This is a genomic window from Stutzerimonas sp. C6.4V (genome assembly GCF_058536345.1).
This window is the reverse complement of the sequence record NZ_JBZUBM010000001.1, coordinates 2,788,587-2,805,777: the sequence shown is the minus strand read 5'-3', so window position 1 is coordinate 2,805,777 and position 17,191 is coordinate 2,788,587. Positions and strand designations below refer to the sequence as shown.

Below are 17,191 nucleotides of genomic sequence, written 5' to 3'. Positions count from 1 at the left end.
TGCTGCGCGCCGCAATGGCCCATTGCACGCTGTTATCTCCACGGCAAATACCAGGCGAGTGGCGGGACTCGCTTCGTCAATCCTTGGCATTTGTCGCCTCGACATACCGTGGCAGGGTGATGCGGAAACGGGTGCCGCGTTGGGTTTCCAGGTCTGCCGGGCTGTCGATATTGATCTGGCCATAATGCTCTTCCACGATCGAATAGACCAGCGCAAGGCCCAGGCCGGTGCCTTCGCCAGGGTCCTTGGTGGTAAAGAAGGGCTCGAACAGGCGATCCTGGATCGACTGGGGAATCCCGCTGCCCTCATCTTCGACGATGAGATAAACGGTCTGCTCGGCGACCTCGCTGCGCACCCGGATCGCACCGCCTGGGCTCGACGCATCGCGAGCGTTGGTGAGCAGGTTGATCAGGACCTGGGCCAGGCGCTGTGGGTCGCCTTCGGCCGTATGGCTCGGGTCGCAGAGGTTGAAAAAGCGCACCTCAGTGCCGCGACGGTTAAGCGAGAGCAAGGCGATTGCATCCTGGGTCACCTCGGCGAGGCTCACCGGGAACATATCCTGTTGACGTCCGCCTGCGTGGGCGAAACTCATGAGGGACTGGACGATGCGCGACACACGTTTGGTCTGCTCGACGATCTGGTTGCTGATCTCCGTGATCTCGGGGTCAGCCTCCCGCTCTTCGCGCAGGTTCTGCGCCAGACAGGCGATCCCCGTGATCGGGTTGCCGATCTCGTGAGCCACACCAGCGGCCAGGCGACCGATGCTGGCCAGGCGCTCGGAGTGAACCAGCCGGTCTTCCAGTTGCTGGGTCTCGGTGAGGTCTTCGACGAGCAGCACAAGGCCGCTGTTGCCAGGCGCCAGCGGCTCGGCGATGGCTGCCTTGTGCAGGTTCAGGCAGCGGCTGTGGCCGTCGAGTTGCAACCGCTGTTTATGCAGGTGTTCGTCGTTCTGCCTGATGAAACCACTGAGCAGGCTCTGCCAGGGCTCGGCAATGGTCGACAGGCGTGAGCCGACCACCTGCAAGGCCGGAATCTCGGTAAGTTCCTCCAGCGCTCGGTTCCACATCAGGATTTCCTGGTCCTTGGCCAGCGAGCAGACGCCCATGGGCAGTTCCTGCAGCGTCTGACGGTGGTAACGACGCAGGGCATCGAGTTCCGCGGCGAGGCCGGTCAGGCGGGAGTGATATTCCTCCAGCCGGCTCTCGATGAAGTGGATGTCCTCGGTGACGTAGCTGTCGGCGCCGTTCTTGTAGGAAAGGAAGTTTTCCACGATGTCCTGCGCGACGCTGGGGCCCATCAGGCCTGAAAGGTTCGCCTCGATGCGGTCGCGCAAGCGTCGCAGTGCATAGGGGCGGTGCTCATCGAACGGCAGCTGCAGGTCTTTCAGTGCCTGCTCGACCTCACGCTGGGCGGTCTTGGCGCCGAGCGGCTTGGCCAGCTGCGCGGCGAACTCCTGTGGCGAGCCTGCGGTGAGCTCCCGCCGTTGCGGGCGCCGGACATTTTCAACGGCACAGGCTTCGGCCGCGGCCTGCTCCTCGGCGCTGGTTTCGGTAAAGATCGAGAACAGCGAGAAAGCCAGCACGTTCACTGCCAGGGAGGCGATGGCCGCCAGGTGCCAGCTGGTATCGTCGAGCACATAGACGACGTTGAACAGCGGAATGTAGAAGCCGTCGAGATTGCCTACCAGCGGCAACAGCATCGTGACGACCCAGACAGCGATGCCCGCCAGCAGCCCGACGATATAGCCGCGACGATTGGCCGTCGGCCAGTAGAGCACCGAAAGTACACCGGGCAGAAATTGCAGGGTTGCAACAAAGGCAACGATGCCCAGGTTCGACAGGTCCTGTTCGGCGCCCAGCAACAGGTAGAAACCATACCCGGCCATCAGGATCGCCAGGATCAGGCTGCGCCGGGTCCACTTCAGCCAGCGGTAGATGTTGCCTTCAGTAGGCGGCTGATACAGCGGCAGCACCAGATGGTTGAGCGCCATGCCTGACAGCGCCAGCGTGCTGACGATGATCAGGCCGCTGGATGCCGACAGACCGCCGACGAAGGCCACTAGGGTAAGCGCCTCGCTCTGCGCGGTGATGCCCAGGCCCAGGGTGAAATATTCGGGGTTGGTACTGACGCCGAGCTTCAGGCCGGCCCAGAGAATCAGCGGCACGGCCAGGCTCATCAGCAGCAGATACAGCGGCAGACCCCAGCTGGCGCTGACCAGCGCTCGCGGGTTGAGGTTCTCGGTAAAGGTCATGTGATACATGTGTGGCATCACGATGGCCGAGGCGAAGAACACCAGCAGCAGCGTTCGCCATGGGCCTTCCTGCAGGGGCGTGTGCAGGGCCTGCAGCGCCGACTGGTTCTGCAACAGCCAGATCTCCAGCTGGTGCGGCCCGCCGAACACGGCATACAGCGCATAAAGACCTATGGCGCCAAAGGCCAGCAGTTTGACCACCGACTCGAAGGCAATCGCGAACACCAGGCCCTCGTGTTTCTCCCGGGTGGCGATATGCCGTGCACCGAACAGAATGGTGAACAGCATGATCATCACGCAGTAGCCCAGCGCTACCCGTTCCTGCAGCGGCTCCAGGGTCAGGATACCGATGGCATCGGCCACCGCCTGGATCTGCAGCGCCAGCAGCGGCAGCATGCCGATCAACATGACGATCGTGGTGAGTGCGCCGCTCCAGGTACTGCGGAAGCGAAACGCGAACAGATCAGCCAGCGACGCCAGCTGATAAGTGCGTGTGATGCGCAGGATTGGGTAGAGCAGCACGGGTGCGAGGAGAAAAGCGCCGCAGACCCCGAGATAGGTGGCAAGGAACCCGTAGCCATATTGATAGGCTAGGCCGACCGTGCCGTAGAACGCCCAGGCACTGGCGTAGACACCCAGCGACAGGGTGTAGGTCAGCGGATGACGGATGACCCAGCGAGGGATGAGGCCACGCTCACTGATCCAGGCAACGCCGAACAGGAGCAGCAAATAGACGACGCTGATCAGGATCAGGTGGCTGAGGCTAAAGCTCATCGGCATCGCGCTGACTCTGAAGGATAAAGGTCACCACGATGAGGATCAGCCACAGCAGGTAAGGCCGGTACCATGCACCATTTGGATCGATCCACCAATCCATGATTGCGGGGGAAAAAAGGTAGATCCCCACCACCAGGAGCAGCACCAGTCGGTAAATGTACATGCTCGGACTCGTGTCGGAAGTAGGGCGATGGTAACGGAAGCGGCTGGAAGCTAGAAGCCGAAAGCTTGAAGCCATAGAGCGGCAACCCTCCAATACTGGATTCGCTTCCAGCTTCCAGCTTCCAGCTTTTAGACCAATTGCGCCTCGGCCAGCGTCCGGCTGCGTGGGATGCGTGCTGCGTCCCAACGGGTGGTGGCCCAGGTCAGTATTTCTTCCGGTCGTGCATCGCCCAGCTCGCTTGCGGTGGGCTGGCCGAGGGCACGCAGCGCGCGAAGCAGCATCGGCGTGGCCTCGTCCGGTTGTAGGGGAGGCGAACGGTAGCTCTTGCCGAGCTTGTGCCCGTCCGGCTGGATGATCAGCGGGACATGCAGGTAGCGTGGCTGCGGCAGGCCCAGCAGCGTTTGCAGGTAGAGCTGGCGCGGCGTGGAGTCGAGCAGATCGGCACCGCGCACTATGTCCGTGACGCCCTGCCATGCATCGTCGAGCACCACGGCGAGCTGATAGGCGATCAGGCCGTCCCTGCGGCGTATGACGAAGTCGCCGACCTCGCGGCTCAGGTTCTGACGGAACTCACCCTGGACGCGGTCATTGAAAGCAATTTCCCTTTCAGGTACGCGCAGCCGGATGGCGGCGTCGTCGGTGGCACGTCCAGCCTCGCGGCAAAAACCCGGATACAGCCCGGCAAACGGCTGCAGTTGCTTGCGTGAACAGATGCAGGCATAGGCATGGCCATCCTGCCACAGGCGCGCGATCACTTCGTTGTAAACGTCCAGCCGCTCGCTTTGACGAACCATCTCCCCGTCCCACTCGAAGCCATAGGCTTCCAGCGCCTGCAGGATCGCCTTTTGTGCGCCAGGCATTTCCCGTGGAGGATCAAGGTCTTCCATGCGCAACAGCCAGCGGCCGCCGGCGGCACGGGCGTCGAGGTAGGAGGCGAGGGCGGCGACAAGCGAACCGAAGTGCAGGTAGCCACTGGGTGTCGGTGCGAAACGGCCTGTGTATGAGGGTCGGGACATGAGCCTGCTCGATCAGCGAGGCGGGATGCGGAAAGGACGCGGGACGGCCGAAATGAAGCGGGGCGCCGTAGCGCCCCGTTCGGGATCAGGAACCGATCTGCTTTTCCTTGATCTCCGCCAGCGTCTTGCAGTCGATGCAGAGCGTGGCGGTGGGGCGGGCTTCCAGGCGACGGATACCGATCTCGACGCCACAGGAATCGCACCAGCCGTATTCGTTGTCTTCGATCAGCTGCAGCGTCTCGTCGATCTTCTTGATCAGCTTGCGCTCGCGATCGCGCGCGCGCAGCTCCAGGCTGAACTCTTCTTCCTGGCTGGCGCGGTCAGCCGGATCCGGGAAGTTGGCCGCTTCGTCCTGCATGTGATGCACGGTGCGATCGACTTCTTCCATCAGCTCCAGCTTCCACTTATTGAGGATGCCGGTGAAATGAGCGCGCATGTTGTCGCTCATGTATTCCTCACCCTTGGACTCTTTATAGGGCACGAAGGCGCGAATCAGTTGGTTGCTGGGTGTCGTTTTGGTAATGGGCATGGATGAACGCCTCTCGCTATGTCCATTGCGCAGGATAGTGAATCCCTCTGCCGGCCCGTGCCGGCCCTGCGGCTGCAAGCGGGCGAACTTACCAGATCGTATCGGGGTGCGCTACTCCCGAATATCACGGTGGCTGCGGTGTCAGAGGGACCTTCGGTAGAATTCACGTTTTGTACTCATCAGGAAGGTCAGATGACCTCGTCATATAGCGCGCGTAGCCGTGCAATCGAACCCTTTCACGTCATGGCCTTGCTGGCCCGCGCCAACGAATTGCAGGCATCGGGACATGACGTTATCCACCTGGAAATCGGAGAGCCAGACTTCACTACCGCCGAGCCCATCGTCGCGGCCGGTCAGGCTGCCCTCGCTGCTGGTCATACCCGCTACACCGCCGCCCGTGGGCTGCCGCAGCTGCGCGAGGCGATTGCCGGTTTCTACAGGCAGCGCTATCAACTATCCATTGACCCCGAACGCGTGCTGATTACTCCCGGCGGATCTGGTGCGCTGCTGCTGGCCAGCAGCTTGCTGGTCGACCCCGGCAAGCATTGGCTGCTGGCGGACCCGGGTTATCCCTGCAACCGGCATTTCCTGCGCCTGATCGAAGGCGCCGCGCAGCTGGTGCCGGTGGGGCCTGATGTGCGTTATCAGCTCACGGCCGATCTGGTCGAGCGCCATTGGGACAAGGACAGTGTGGGCGCCCTGGTCGCCTCGCCGGCAAACCCCACCGGTACCTTGCTGACCCGACATGAACTGGCAGGCCTGTCCGCTGCGTTGAAAGGGCGCGGCGGACACCTGGTGGTGGATGAGATCTACCATGGCCTCACTTATGGCACCGATGCGGCCAGTGTGCTGGAAGTCGACGACTCGGCCTTCGTGCTCAATAGCTTCTCGAAGTATTTCGGCATGACCGGCTGGCGACTCGGCTGGCTGATCGCGCCGCCTCAGGCCATAAGCGAACTGGAGAAGCTTGCGCAGAACCTCTACATCAGCGCCCCGACCATGGCTCAGCACGCCGCGCTGGCCTGCTTCGAGCCGGCCACCCTGGAGATTCTCGAAGCCCGTCGCCGAGAGTTCGCCAAGCGCCGCGATTTTTTGCTACCGGCGTTGCGCGAGCTGGGCTTCGTCATCGCGGTGGAGCCGGAAGGGGCGTTTTATCTCTACGCCGATATCAGCGCCTTTGGCGGAGACGCCTACGCCTTTTGCCAGCACATGCTGGAGACCGAGTTCGTGGCCATCACGCCGGGACTTGATTTCGGGCGGCACCAGGCGGGGCATCACGTGCGTTTCGCCTATACCCAGGACCTGCCGCGGCTGGAGCAGGCCGTCGAACGCATTGCCCGTGGGCTTCAGAGCTGGAAAGGCTGATGCGCTTCGCAACGCCTCTGGAGCAGGGGCGCCTGGTCCGACGCTACAAGCGATTTCTCGCCGATATCGTGACTGACAGCGGCGAGGCGATGTGCATTCATTGCCCCAACACCGGCTCGATGCTCAATTGCATGGGCGAAGGCGCGCGCGTCTGGTTTCAGCGCAACAGCGACCCCAAACGCAAGCTGCCGGGCACCTGGGAGCTGGTGGAAACCCCGCAAGGCCGGCTGGCCTGTGTCAACACAGCGAGAGCCAACCGGCTGGTGGAAGAAGCCCTGCTGGCCGGTGTTATCGGGGAATTGAGTGGCTTTACCGCGATAAAGCGGGAGGTGGCCTATGGCGTCGAGAACAGTCGCGTCGATTTTCGCCTGGACTATCCCGCCGGGCCGGCCTTCCTCGAAGTGAAGAGTGTCACGCTGGGCTTTGGCGATACGGCGGTCGCCGCCTTTCCTGATGCCGTCACGACCCGTGGCGCTCGCCACTTGCGCGAGCTGGCGGCGTTGGCACGCCAGGGTGTGCGAGCGGTGCAGCTTTACTGCGTGAATCTCACCGGGATCGAGGCCGTGCGTCCAGCCAGCGAGATCGATCCGCTCTATGCTGCGGCGTTAGGCGATGCGGTAGAGGCGGGCGTCGAGGTGCTGGCCTATGGCGTCGAGCTTTCACCGATGGAAATACAGCTGGTGCGGCCCTTGCCGGTCATGCTTTGACCAGGCCTGGAGCGATCGGTTGGGTGCCGGTCGCTATCCGCATGGCCTAACGACCGTTGGGTGTTACCCGCCAGACCACGTTACCGACATCATCTGCCACCAGCAGGGCGCCCGTCTTGTCCACTGCAACGCCCACGGGACGCCCCATGGCCCGTTCATCCTCGTCAAGAAAGCCAGTCAGTACATCCTCAGCAGCGCCGTCCGGCTCGCCATCCTTGAAGGGAACGAACACCACCTTGTAGCCGCTGCGTGGCTTGCGGTTCCACGAACCGTGCTGGCCGATAAAAGCGCCATGCCTGTATCGCTCAGGCAGCAGCGAGCCCTCGTAGAACGCCAAGCCCAGGGAAGCTGTATGAGGGCCCAGTGCGTAGTCGGGCACTATGGCCTTTGCCACCAGATCCGGGCGCGGCGGCTCGACGCGCTCGTCGACGTTCTGCCCGAAATAGCTATAGGGCCAGCCGTAGAAACCACCGTCCTGTACTGACGTCATGTAGTCGGGCACCAGATCACTTCCGATCAGGTCGCGCTCGTTGACAGTGGTCCAGAGCTCACCGCTGTCTGGCTGCCAGGCCAGGCCATTGGGGTTGCGCAGCCCGGACGCGAACAGGCGCACCGTCTGTTTCTGCGGGTCGACTTCGAGGATAGCCGCGCGGTTCTCCTCTGCCTCCATGCCGTTTTCAGCCACGTTGCTGTTGGAGCCGCTGGTGACGTAGAGCCGTGATCCGTCCGGGCTGGCGATCAGGTTCTTGGTCCAGTGATGATTGATTGGCCCGGCCGGCAGATCGACCACCTTCTCGCCAGGTGCATCGATGCGGGTCTGGCCCTCCTGGTAGGCAAAGCGCATCAGGGCGTCGGTGTTGGCCACATACAGCTGGTTGCCGACCAGTGCCATGCCAAAGGGCGAAGTCAGGCCTTTGAGAAGTACCGTCCGGTTTTCCAGGGTGCCGTCGCCGTTGCTGTCGCGCAGCAGCGTGATGCGATTGGCGCTCTGGCCGCCGGATCCTGCACGCGCCATCACCTTTTTCATGATCCAGCCGCGTATGCCCGCGCCGTCGGGCTTTGGAGGCGCATCGCTTTCGGCGACCAGCACGTCTCCGTTGGGAAGCACATGGAGCCAGCGTGGATGGTCGAGGTCGTCTGCAAAAACCTGCACCTGCAACCCGTCTGCCGCCTGCGGTTTCCTCCCGTCGGGCCAACCGACTGCCTGCGCAATGTTTACGGTGGGAATCAGCGACGTGCTTGGTTCAGGCAGTATGGGGTCGGGACCATAGCCGGCTTCAGCCGGTAGCTTCGCCATGTCGCCACAACCAGCAAGGCTGAGCATGACACTGCAGGTGACCAGATAGACGCAACGGCTCGGCATAGTGTGCTTCCTTGGGGGGTGCTAGGGGCTGGTTTCAGGGGGTGTCGTCCTGATCACGCCCCCTCTTGTCTGTATTTGCCGATTTGTGTGCAGCGTGCTGCTCAAGCCTGGGCATGAGAAGGAAAATCACCAGTGCAAAGGCTGTGGTCATAACGGCGGTGGACTCGTGACCGAGCCCCGTGGCGACGCCAATGGCCGCGGTCAGCCAGATCCCTGCCGCCGTGGTGAGGCCCTTGACGTCCTGCACCGAGCTGCCCTTGAGGATAGTGCCTGCGCCGAGAAACCCAATACCTGTGATGATGCCTTGCATGACCCGAGAGAGGTCTTCGATCGGCATCCCCGCTTCCAGCGGCACCAGAACGAAGAGGGCGGCGCCTAGCGAAACCAGCATATGGGTGCGCAGGCCGGCGGCCTTGCCCTTGTATTCGCGCTCGTAGCCGAGTACCCCGCCCAGAAATGCAGCCAGGACCAGCCGTACGGAGACACGGATCGCATGCTCGAAGTCGGGGATGTCGGAAAACTCCGAGGCGACGGTGCGGCTCAGGATGTCCCACCATTCCATGCATGCCTCCCTTGGCTGTAACTGACGTGCCTTGCCGTTCGAGTACCGGCTGGCTTCAGCGGTTCACTCGACGACCTCGAAGCGCAGCATACCGATCATCTGTCCCGCTTCGGTCATCACCCGCACTCGCCATTTGCCTTCGGCCTGCTTTGGAAAGTTGCGCTTGTGGGTCCAGGCGCGATAGCCGGCATCCCGCCCACCGCTGATGTCCAGCGGAATGCGGTCGACGCGCTTACCGTTGTGCATCCATTCATGGTAGATGCGTTCTTTCAGGCCGCGCGGTGCGTTGATCGCGGTAAACGCATAGAGGCCATTGCCATGCAGCTGTCGGCTGGAAAGTTCGCGTAGACGATTGCCAGGCTTGCGTGAGGTGTCATCAAGGGTAGTGGTCACTGCCACATCGGTCAGCCAGAGCGTTGCCGGGGGCACCCAGGTGCGGCCCATCCAGCCGGCCAGGCCAACCACCGCTGCGAGCGCGAGCATGCCGAGCATGCTTTTCCAGTTCCAGGAGGCGAACAGTCCGCTCAGGCTCGGCAGCGCAAGCATCACGGCGATGCCCAAGGCCCAGAGGTAACTCTGCGGAGTGGACAGGTGAAAGATGATCGGCAGCGCAGTGAGCAGCACAGCAAACAGTGTCAGTGCGTGGAAGGCCAGGTAGATCCAGCGCCGCGGGGCCAGCCATTTGTAATAAAGGGGATCGACCAGCGAGATCAGCGCTGCGACGCCGAGCATCACCGTGAATACGGACTGGCCACTGTTCCAGGTGGTGGTGACAAAAAAGAACGGAATGATGAAGAACAGGCTTTCCTGATGCACCATCTGCGTGACATAGCGCAACAGGGGCGGCGGGACTTTCCAGCCGAACCGGCGCTCCAGACTGGCGCGCAGGCTGTTTTCCAGCATCAGCCACACCCAACTGACCAGCATCACTGCCGCAATGAATTTCGCCAGCCCGGCCTGGCGCTCGACCAGCACGAAACTGGCGAGACCCGAGCAGAAGCCGAACAGGGCGACGGTGCCTGGGTAGCGGCGGATCAAGCGCGAGGCGAGCTCGAAGAGGCCCGAGAAACGGGTTTTTAGCGACATGTCAGGCTCAGGGTGATGACTTTTCCGATTGGCTGGATCTGGATCGTGCTTGGCCGATCGGTTCATTAGGCCGGCCAGCAGACTCCAGAAAATCCGATATCCACTTGCAGCTAAAAGCGGGCGTTAGGTTGGCGGATCTGCGCTGACCGCCTGGTCGATGGCCGCACACAGGCGATCGTAGGCGCGGGCGGTTTCGGGTGCCAAGCGAACCAGGGGCAGGCCGATCGTCTGGCAGAGCTCCTCGACGAACGCATTGGCTTCGTTGGGGTGTTCCATCTCGATGGCGCATCGTGGCTCAAGGGTCGTGGGGTCACACAGCAGAAAGTCGAAACGCGCCGCAGAGATTCGGTTGACCGCCTGGTACCAGGGCCCGCGACGAGGCACCGCCGTTACCTCGACGACATCTGCCACGCGCACCTTGCAGAGTATCTGGAAGCGCTCTCCCATCGACTGCTTCAGCAGGGTCAGCAGCTCCCGCTCGCTGGGCTGGAAAAAGGGCCGCTTCAGCGCGTAGGGCATGCGCAGAGCCGGATGGTTGTACTGTCGTTGCTTGATGAAGAAGACCAGCGCAAAGCAGACAAAGGCCACGAGCACCAGCGCCAGGAAGCTCGTCACGGGCTGAGCTCCCAATTACCTGACTGCGTTGGATAGGGTGCAGCATTGTTGATAAACCGGGGCGGCATGGAGACCTACGATGCTGGCTGTGATTGATCCTGTTGGAGGCGTCGACCCGGACTAAGTTCGTCGCGAACCAGCCCAATGCGCCCGGTTCGGATATGTCCTGAAGTTATCCCATCGATCTGTTAGGCGTTCTGTGGATAACCTCTGGGTTAACGTCCGTAGTCCTTGTGGCCAGTGGCTTTGCGCACGCTGCTCATATATTGAACAGGCAGTTCTGTTGGGCGCTCAGGGCACATGATCCGGGCGAAAGCAAGATTTAGATGGCCCTTTTTCTGGCTTGTCCAAGCCCTCAGGCGCAGCGCTTCAGGTTTATCCCCGATTGCTGTGGAGAGCCTTGTGGATAACCATGGCTGAACTAGCGCCAACCCGCGCAGACCTTGGGCTGGACTGCCCTGCCTATATTTTGAGCAGGCTACGGTTATGACCGCGAACTCCAGCGCGTCTCGATATCCGGCTTCCACGCGTCCAGCAATTGCAACAGCGCTTGTGGCGAGTCGCTGCGCTGGAGCATGCCGCGATGCGGCGTCCGTACAAAACCTTCCTCTACGAGGTGGTCAAGAAAGTGGCTGAGCTTGCCATAGAAATCGTTCGTATCGAGCAATCCGAGCGGCTTGCGGTGGTAGCCCAGCTGGCCCCAGGTCCAGACTTCAAAAAGCTCTTCAAGGGTTCCAAGGCCGCCGGGAAGCGCGATGAACGCATCTGACAGCTCTGCCATGCGCGCCTTGCGGGCATGCATGCCATCCACCACTTCCAGGCGGGTCAGGCCCTGATGACCGACCTCGGCATCCTTCAGGCTCTGCGGGATTATGCCTATGACCTCACCACCTGCAGCCATGGCGGCATCCGCCACCACGCCCATCAGGCCCACGGCACCGCCGCCGTAAACCAGCCGGATATCATTGGCGGCCAAGGTCTGGCCCAGAGCTGTGGCTGATTCCCGATAGACCGGGTTATGACCGGTGCTGGCGCCACAGAACACGCATATCGAACGCAGGGGCATTTTCTACTCCGTCAGGTGAACGGCCGGCAGCGTAACGCCTGAGCCTGCGGCAACCAAGCGTCAGCGTTCGCTCAGGCAGGCGCCGCTGGTTCCGAGCGCGTAATTGGCAAACAGGGTCTGGATGGTTTGAAGGTTGAGCATGTTGTAACTCCCGTGAAGAGGCTTCCGAAGGTTAGGCGCTTCGCCATCGCTTGCCTTGTACGTTTTATCCATGGGCGCGATAGAGGGTCTAGATGGTTATCCCCGTTCGCTGTGCAAGCATCTGTGGATAAGCTCTTCATGACTTGTCCGGGACCACGTCCTCTCTGGCGTTGCGGCTGTTGTTCAAATAATGATCAATGCTCGGTTTGTTGACGGTAAACCGCTGATTACCTGGAGATTTCGAGGGTTCAGGAGCTGTTGGCAAGAGGTGCAAGCCGTCTTGAAAGTTATCCAGTCAGTCTGTGCGGCAAATTGTGGATAACCTGGTGAAACAGGGCCGCAGGCCTTTAGTCCTCTGATTTGTAGCGTTCTGCTCAGAAAATGAACAGCTGTGATCTCGCTCGGCGCGACGTCATCCCGCAGCCTTATGCCCGGCCATTCATTCGTGGCGGTTTGATTGTGGATGGGTTTGGCCTCGCCGACACTCGCCACAGTCTTTCGCACGGCAACCTTGAACGATCTTCCGGAGGAATAACATGACTGAAGCCATACGCTTCGAAGACAAGGTGGTAGTCATTACGGGCGCTGGAGGTGGTCTCGGTCGCGCGCATGCACTGTTGTTCGCCCGCCATGGGGCCAGGGTGGTGGTCAACGACCTGGGCGGTAGCGCACAGGGTGAGGGCGCCAGTGCCTCGGCTGCCGATCGCGTCGTGGAGGAGATCCGTCAAGCGGGCGGCACGGCAGTGGCCAACCATGACTCGGTGACCGATGGCGACAAGGTCGTTCAGCAGGCGCTGGACAGCTTTGGCCGCATCGATGTGGTGGTGAACAATGCCGGCATCCTGCGCGACAAGACCTTCCACAAGATGGAAGACGCTGACTGGGATCTGGTCTACCGGGTCCATGTCGAAGGCGCCTACAAGGTCACCCGTGCCGCCTGGCCGCACATGCGCGAGCAGGGCTATGGGCGGGTGATCTTCACCGCGTCGACCTCCGGCATCTACGGCAACTTCGGCCAGTCAAACTACGGCATGGCGAAGCTGGGCCTGTACGGGCTGACCCGTACCCTGGCGCTTGAAGGGCGCAAGGCCAACATTCTGGTCAACGCCATCGCGCCCACCGGCGGCACGCGCATGACCGAGGGGCTGATCCCGCCGCAGGTATTTGAACAGCTCAAGCCCGAACTGGTCAGCCCGTTGGTGGTGTACCTCGCCAGCGAGCAATGCCAGGAGACCTCCGGTCTGTTCGAGGTCGGTGGAGGCTGGATGGGCAAGGTTCGCTGGGAGCGCAGCCTGGGAGCCGGTTTCGATCCGCGGGCCGGTTTCGACGCCGAGGATGTGGCGGCCAACTGGCAGCAGATCTGCAACTTCGAGAACGCGGCGCACCCGGCCGACAACATGGAAGCGCTCAAGGAAATGATGGCCAACCTGCAGAAGCACGCCAGTAAGTAGGCAGCAGGTATCCCGCGGATCCCTGCATGCTTCCGCAGCATGTGGTTGAGCTCAGTGCGGCTCCGGTTCTGCCGGCCCGGCCAGGAGTCGCATCGCTTTGGCATGAGCCTGCGCCAGGTCCCGTACGTAATGGAGCCGGCCCTGTAGCCGATGGATGCCGGCGCGGCGCAGTTTGAGACGGACGCGTGCACTGGTGCCGGCGAGAATCAGGGCAATGCCCTGCTTGCGGTAGTCCAGCAGCAGGTTCTCCAGCGCAGCAAGGGCTGTCATGTCCAGCATGGACACAGCGCTGATATCGACGATGACGACCCTGACATCGGGATCGAAGCGTCGCAGCACAGCTAGCGCCTTTTCGGCGGCCCCAAAGAACAGCGGTCCGCGAATGGCGAATGCTGCGGCGTGATCGGGCAGGTCGCGCAACAGTCTGTTCTGGTCCTGGCGCAAACGGGTGGTGTCCGTCAGCTCGCTCATGCGCTTGACGAACAAACCCGCCGCCAGCAACAGGCCGACACCCACGGCCAGCACCATGTCGAACAGGACGGTCAGGACCAGGCAGGTCACCAACACCAATACATCGCCGCGAGGCGCGATTCGCAGCGTTCTGACCACATGCGGCGCCTCGCTCATGTTCCAGGCGACCATCAGCAGCAGGGCGGCGAGCGCCGCCATCGGCAGGTAGCTGAAAAGCGGTGCCAGCCACAGGATCGCTACCAGAACAACGCCAGCGTGAATGATGGCCGCCAGCGGCGAAAAGGCTCCGGCGCGAACATTGGCTGCGGTACGGGCGATGGCAGCGGTGGCCGTGATGCCTCCAAACAAGGGCGCGACCAGGTTGCCGAGGCCCTGGCCGAGCAGCTCGGCGTTGGGGTCATGGTTGCTGCCGGTCATGCCGTCGGCGACGACCGCGCAGAGCAGCGATTCGATGGCCCCCAGCATGGCGATGGCGAATGCCGGGGCGAGCAGTTGATGGAAGAGCTCGAAGCTCAGCACCAGAGGTTGCCCATTCGGGCCTGGCAGCAGCCAGGGCCAGACGAAGTCGGGCAGAAACGGAGGGATACCCGGATGCATCACGCCGTCGAGGCTGTAGCTGAAGCGCTCGCCCAGGGTGGCGACCGGTATGCCCGAGGCTTCCAGCGCCAGACCGGCCAGCGCGCCCACCGTCAGCGCAACAAGGTGGCCCGGCACCCTGGGCACCAGGCGCGGCCATACGATCAACACGCCAAGGCACAGCGCCGCTACGAGCGCGTCCCCAGGTTGAGCGCTTGGCAAGGCGCGCGCGAGAAGCATCAGCTGCTCGACATAATGCTGAGGCTGTCCGGATACGCTGAGGCCAAGCACATCCTTAAGCTGGAGCGTCGCGATGACGATGCCTATGCCGGCCGTGAAGCCCAGCGTGACCGGGTAGGGCACGAAGGCGATCAGCCGTCCGGCGCGCAACAGCCCCAGGCCGATCAGAATGAGACCGGCCAGCATCGTGCAGAGCAGCAGTCCGCCAACCCCGAACTGCTGGGTGATGGGCAGAAGAATGACGACGAACGCAGCCGTCGGGCCGGACACGTTGAAGCGCGAGCCGCCCGTAAGCGCAATCAACGGAGCCGCCAGCAGGACGGTGTACAAGCCATGCTGCGGCGCGACGCCGACTGCGATTGCCAGCGCCATGGCCAACGGGATGGCAATGATGCCGACCGTCAGTCCTGCGCTGATGTCACCTCGCAGAGCGTGAAGGCCATAGCCCGCACGGGAGGCCTCCCTCCAGGCCGCAAACAGGGGCAAACGGTTCATGCCGGCACTCCTTGTGCGCAAAACGCGAGTATAAGCACAGGTCCGCCGGCCCGTTTGCCTGCTGCCGCGTGCATTGCCGCATATCGGCCAATCTCATGTACGACCTTGGTCGCAAGGGGCTTTGGCGCGTTGAGTGCGCAGTTGCTGCGGAGTAAACTGCCGCCCCCGTAAGGCTCGTCAACTGGAGTAAACATGCGCAAAGACAAGAAGCAGGTGATCGGTGAAGAGATCTCCGACGAGTCGATCAGATTGTTTCTCGAGCCAGAGCCTGCCGACGATACGCCGGCGTCGCTGCACAAGCTGATCAAGGCCTACCGGGGCTTGCGTGTCGATGATTTCGAGCGTTTCCTCGGCTTCTTTGTCGAAGCTGGGTATGACCTGAATGCCAGGGACGCCAAAGGTCAGGATTTCGTTGCGCTGATCTCCGACCAGCGCCAGGCCGAGCCCTACATCGAGCTGATCCAGGCTGCCCGACGCTGACTGTTTATTGGTATCGGCTCTTCAATGGCCGGTGCCTGCGATACTGCTGGACCTGGCTGTGCAACTGGCGGCCTATCGATTTTCTCGCTGCGCGCGTCCCGTAGAGCCCTGGCTTGCTGCCCGCTCCGGGAAGCTTCGGGGCGAGAGGGAGGGAGGCCAAAAGCCGCTCTCCCGACAGCGGACAGGTGGGTTGCACCTGTCTCCGGGTACAAGCCCGGGCTGCGGTATGGAAACTCCTCCGTTTCCAACCGCCTGGCTGGTGGTTCGACATGATCGCGTACGGCGGTCATGACAGTTTAATGCTGTGATTCTGGAGAACGCGTTGATGACGCAACACGATAGCGAAGCCGTGGATATGGTGCTGGTGGGAGCCGGCATCATGAGTGCCACTCTGGCGGTCCTGCTCAAGGAGCTCGATCCCGACATCAGGCTGGAAATTGTCGAATTGCAGGAATCCGGAGCCGTCGAAAGCTCGAATCCCTGGAACAATGCCGGCACCGGCCACGCCGGGCTCTGTGAGCTGAACTACACGCCGGACAGCAAAGACGGCTCCATCGATATCAAGAAAGCCGTCACCATCAACACCCAGTTCGAAGTCTCCAAGCAGTTCTGGTCCTACCTGACCGGCCGTGAAGGCTTTGGCAGTCCTCGCGATTTCCTCAATGCGGTGCCTCACCTGAGTTTCGTTCGGGGCACCAAGAACATCGATTACCTCAAGCGTCGCTTCAATGCGCTGAAGACGCATCACGCCTTCGAGGACATGGTCTACAGCGAAGATCGCGCGACCATGGAAGAATGGATGCCGCTGATGATGCCGGGGCGTCCCGTGGACGAGCCGATCGCCGCGACCCGCGCGCTGAATGGCACTGACGTCAACTTCGGCGAGCTGACCCGGCAGATGCTGCAATACCTGGCAGCCAAGCCTGGCGTAAAGATGTCCTACTGCCAGAAGGTCACCGGCCTGGCCCGCGATGGCAAGGGCTGGCGCGTTGAGATCAAGAACACCCGCGATGGCAGTAACCGCGAGATCAAGGCCGGTTTCGTATTCCTGGGTGCCGGCGGCGCGGCCTTGCCACTGTTGCAGATGTCGGATATCGAGGAAGGCAAGGGATATGGCGGCTTCCCGGTCAGTGGCCAGTGGCTGCGTTGCGACAACCCGGAGATCGTCAAGCAGCATCAGGCCAAGGTTTACAGTCTCGCCGCGGTCGGTGCGCCGCCCATGTCGGTTCCGCATCTCGATACCCGCGTCGTCGATGGCAAGAAATCGCTGCTGTTCGGACCCTATGCGGGCTTCACCACCAAATTCCTGAAATACGGCTCGTCACTTGACCTGCCGATGTCGATTCGTCCGGGCAACCTCAAGCCCATGCTGGCCGTGGCGCGCGACAACATGGACCTGACGCGCTACCTGATCAAGGAAGTTCGCCAGTCCATGGACGACCGTCTTGAAACCCTGCGCGGCTTCTATCCTGAGGCAAAGGCCGAAGACTGGCGTCTGGAAGTGGCCGGCCAGCGTGTGCAGATCATCAAGAAGGACCCGAAGAAAGGCGGCATCCTGCAGTTTGGTACCGAGCTGGTGTCGGCCCGGGACGGCTCGATCGCTGCGCTGCTGGGGGCATCGCCTGGTGCGTCGGTCACCGTGTCGATCATGCTCGATCTCATCGAGCGTTGCTTTCCTGAGCAGGCCAAGAGTGAAGCCTGGAGCGGCAAGCTTGCAGAAATGTTCCCGGCGCGGGAAAAGGTGCTGGAAACCGATGCTGCGGCTTATCGTGAAGTGGTCGCAATGGTGGACAAGCGTCTGGGCCTGGCCAGCTAGCGCCGCCAATGCTCTGCCGAA

Annotated in this window: 15 protein-coding genes; 5 read left to right on the top strand and 10 right to left on the bottom strand. The window is 62.0% G+C overall.

Translation table 11 applies throughout. The annotated features are described in order from the left end of the window. Window positions 1–76: 76 nt before the first annotated feature. From AC4LFW_RS13110 to dksA, 4 genes are all read right to left on the bottom strand, one after another. Window positions 77–3,031 carry a sensor histidine kinase gene (locus AC4LFW_RS13110; protein WP_491819523.1) on the bottom strand — a complete coding sequence of 985 codons (2,955 nt, stop codon included), beginning with the start codon at window positions 3,029–3,031 and terminating at the stop codon, window positions 77–79. Continuing rightward, window positions 3,015–3,191, bottom strand: coding sequence for a hypothetical protein (locus AC4LFW_RS13105; RefSeq protein ID WP_003095129.1), 177 nt, complete (start codon window positions 3,189–3,191; stop codon window positions 3,015–3,017). Before AC4LFW_RS13105 ends, AC4LFW_RS13110 begins: the two co-directional genes overlap by 17 nt. A 128-nt stretch (window positions 3,192–3,319) precedes the next feature. Then, window positions 3,320–4,207, bottom strand: a complete 888-nt coding sequence (gene gluQRS, locus AC4LFW_RS13100; protein WP_491819522.1) for a tRNA glutamyl-Q(34) synthetase GluQRS — start codon at window positions 4,205–4,207, stop codon at window positions 3,320–3,322. 85 nt (window positions 4,208–4,292) lie between these two features. Further along, complete coding sequence (gene dksA / locus AC4LFW_RS13095) at window positions 4,293–4,736, bottom strand: RNA polymerase-binding protein DksA (protein WP_019342101.1); 444 nt, start codon at window positions 4,734–4,736, stop codon at window positions 4,293–4,295. Between the two features lie 192 nt (window positions 4,737–4,928). Here dksA and AC4LFW_RS13090 point away from each other — a divergent pair, with 192 nt between their 5' ends. Together AC4LFW_RS13090 and sfsA are read left to right on the top strand one after the other, a co-directional pair. Then, the gene (locus tag AC4LFW_RS13090; protein WP_491819521.1) at window positions 4,929–6,101 is read left to right on the top strand and encodes a pyridoxal phosphate-dependent aminotransferase; all 1,173 of its coding nucleotides are present in this window, start codon (window positions 4,929–4,931) and stop codon (window positions 6,099–6,101) included. After that, window positions 6,101–6,808, top strand: a complete 708-nt coding sequence (gene sfsA, locus AC4LFW_RS13085) for a DNA/RNA nuclease SfsA (protein WP_491819520.1) — start codon at window positions 6,101–6,103, stop codon at window positions 6,806–6,808. The genes AC4LFW_RS13090 and sfsA overlap by 1 nt, the downstream gene beginning before the upstream one ends. A 46-nt stretch (window positions 6,809–6,854) precedes the next feature. Here the strand turns inward: sfsA and AC4LFW_RS13080 are convergent, their stop codons facing one another. The 5 genes from AC4LFW_RS13080 to AC4LFW_RS13060 all read right to left on the bottom strand — a co-directional run bounded on the left by AC4LFW_RS13080 (window position 6,855) and on the right by AC4LFW_RS13060 (window position 11,500). Beyond that, window positions 6,855–8,132, bottom strand: a complete 1,278-nt coding sequence (locus tag AC4LFW_RS13080) for a PQQ-dependent sugar dehydrogenase (protein WP_491820223.1) — start codon at window positions 8,130–8,132, stop codon at window positions 6,855–6,857. A 73-nt stretch (window positions 8,133–8,205) separates the two neighbouring features. Then, complete coding sequence (locus AC4LFW_RS13075) at window positions 8,206–8,733, bottom strand: MgtC/SapB family protein (protein ID WP_491819518.1); 528 nt, start codon at window positions 8,731–8,733, stop codon at window positions 8,206–8,208. Between the two features lie 63 nt (window positions 8,734–8,796). Continuing rightward, a complete protein-coding gene (locus tag AC4LFW_RS13070; RefSeq protein WP_491819517.1) occupies window positions 8,797–9,819 on the bottom strand; it encodes a DUF5924 family protein in 1,023 nt (340 codons plus the stop codon). A gap of 123 nt (window positions 9,820–9,942) precedes the next feature. Next, window positions 9,943–10,434 (bottom strand): DUF2726 domain-containing protein, encoded by a 492-nt coding sequence (locus AC4LFW_RS13065; protein ID WP_491819516.1) that lies wholly within the window; start codon window positions 10,432–10,434, stop codon window positions 9,943–9,945. A gap of 484 nt (window positions 10,435–10,918) precedes the next feature. Continuing rightward, window positions 10,919–11,500: a cytokinin riboside 5'-monophosphate phosphoribohydrolase gene (locus AC4LFW_RS13060; protein WP_491819514.1), complete on the bottom strand. Its 582-nt coding sequence runs from the start codon at window positions 11,498–11,500 to the stop codon at window positions 10,919–10,921. 677 nt (window positions 11,501–12,177) lie between these two features. Here AC4LFW_RS13060 and AC4LFW_RS13055 point away from each other — a divergent pair. Then, the gene (locus AC4LFW_RS13055) at window positions 12,178–13,092 is read left to right on the top strand and encodes an SDR family oxidoreductase (RefSeq protein ID WP_491819513.1); all 915 of its coding nucleotides are present in this window, start codon (window positions 12,178–12,180) and stop codon (window positions 13,090–13,092) included. Window positions 13,093–13,143: 51 nt separating this feature from the next. Here the strand turns inward: AC4LFW_RS13055 and dauA are convergent, their stop codons facing one another. Then, complete coding sequence (gene dauA / locus AC4LFW_RS13050) at window positions 13,144–14,874, bottom strand: C4-dicarboxylic acid transporter DauA (RefSeq protein ID WP_491819512.1); 1,731 nt, start codon at window positions 14,872–14,874, stop codon at window positions 13,144–13,146. A 192-nt stretch (window positions 14,875–15,066) separates the two neighbouring features. On the opposite strand from dauA, the gene AC4LFW_RS13045 reads away from it, so the two are divergent. Then, window positions 15,067–15,354, top strand: coding sequence for a PA4642 family protein (locus tag AC4LFW_RS13045; protein WP_491819511.1), 288 nt, complete (start codon window positions 15,067–15,069; stop codon window positions 15,352–15,354). A 304-nt stretch (window positions 15,355–15,658) separates the two neighbouring features. After that, complete coding sequence (gene mqo / locus AC4LFW_RS13040; RefSeq protein WP_491819510.1) at window positions 15,659–17,170, top strand: malate dehydrogenase (quinone); 1,512 nt, start codon at window positions 15,659–15,661, stop codon at window positions 17,168–17,170. Window positions 17,171–17,191: the final 21 nt, after the last annotated feature.

What these genes read in the sequence shown, in the direction of transcription:
- AC4LFW_RS13110 (WP_491819523.1), bottom strand. Translation starts at nt 3,031, where the DNA reads ATGCCGATGAGCTTTAGCCTCAGCCACCTGATCCTGATCAGCGTCGTC.
- AC4LFW_RS13105 (WP_003095129.1), bottom strand. Translation starts at nt 3,191, where the DNA reads ATGTACATTTACCGACTGGTGCTGCTCCTGGTGGTGGGGATCTACCTT.
- gluQRS (WP_491819522.1), bottom strand. Translation starts at nt 4,207, where the DNA reads ATGTCCCGACCCTCATACACAGGCCGTTTCGCACCGACACCCAGTGGC.
- dksA (WP_019342101.1), bottom strand. Translation starts at nt 4,736, where the DNA reads ATGCCCATTACCAAAACGACACCCAGCAACCAACTGATTCGCGCCTTC.
- AC4LFW_RS13090 (WP_491819521.1), top strand. Translation starts at nt 4,929, where the DNA reads ATGACCTCGTCATATAGCGCGCGTAGCCGTGCAATCGAACCCTTTCAC.
- sfsA (WP_491819520.1), top strand. Translation starts at nt 6,101, where the DNA reads ATGCGCTTCGCAACGCCTCTGGAGCAGGGGCGCCTGGTCCGACGCTAC.
- AC4LFW_RS13080 (WP_491820223.1), bottom strand. Translation starts at nt 8,132, where the DNA reads ATGCTCAGCCTTGCTGGTTGTGGCGACATGGCGAAGCTACCGGCTGAA.
- AC4LFW_RS13075 (WP_491819518.1), bottom strand. Translation starts at nt 8,733, where the DNA reads ATGGAATGGTGGGACATCCTGAGCCGCACCGTCGCCTCGGAGTTTTCC.
- AC4LFW_RS13070 (WP_491819517.1), bottom strand. Translation starts at nt 9,819, where the DNA reads ATGTCGCTAAAAACCCGTTTCTCGGGCCTCTTCGAGCTCGCCTCGCGC.
- AC4LFW_RS13060 (WP_491819514.1), bottom strand. Translation starts at nt 11,500, where the DNA reads ATGCCCCTGCGTTCGATATGCGTGTTCTGTGGCGCCAGCACCGGTCAT.
- AC4LFW_RS13055 (WP_491819513.1), top strand. Translation starts at nt 12,178, where the DNA reads ATGACTGAAGCCATACGCTTCGAAGACAAGGTGGTAGTCATTACGGGC.
- dauA (WP_491819512.1), bottom strand. Translation starts at nt 14,874, where the DNA reads ATGAACCGTTTGCCCCTGTTTGCGGCCTGGAGGGAGGCCTCCCGTGCG.
- AC4LFW_RS13045 (WP_491819511.1), top strand. Translation starts at nt 15,067, where the DNA reads ATGCGCAAAGACAAGAAGCAGGTGATCGGTGAAGAGATCTCCGACGAG.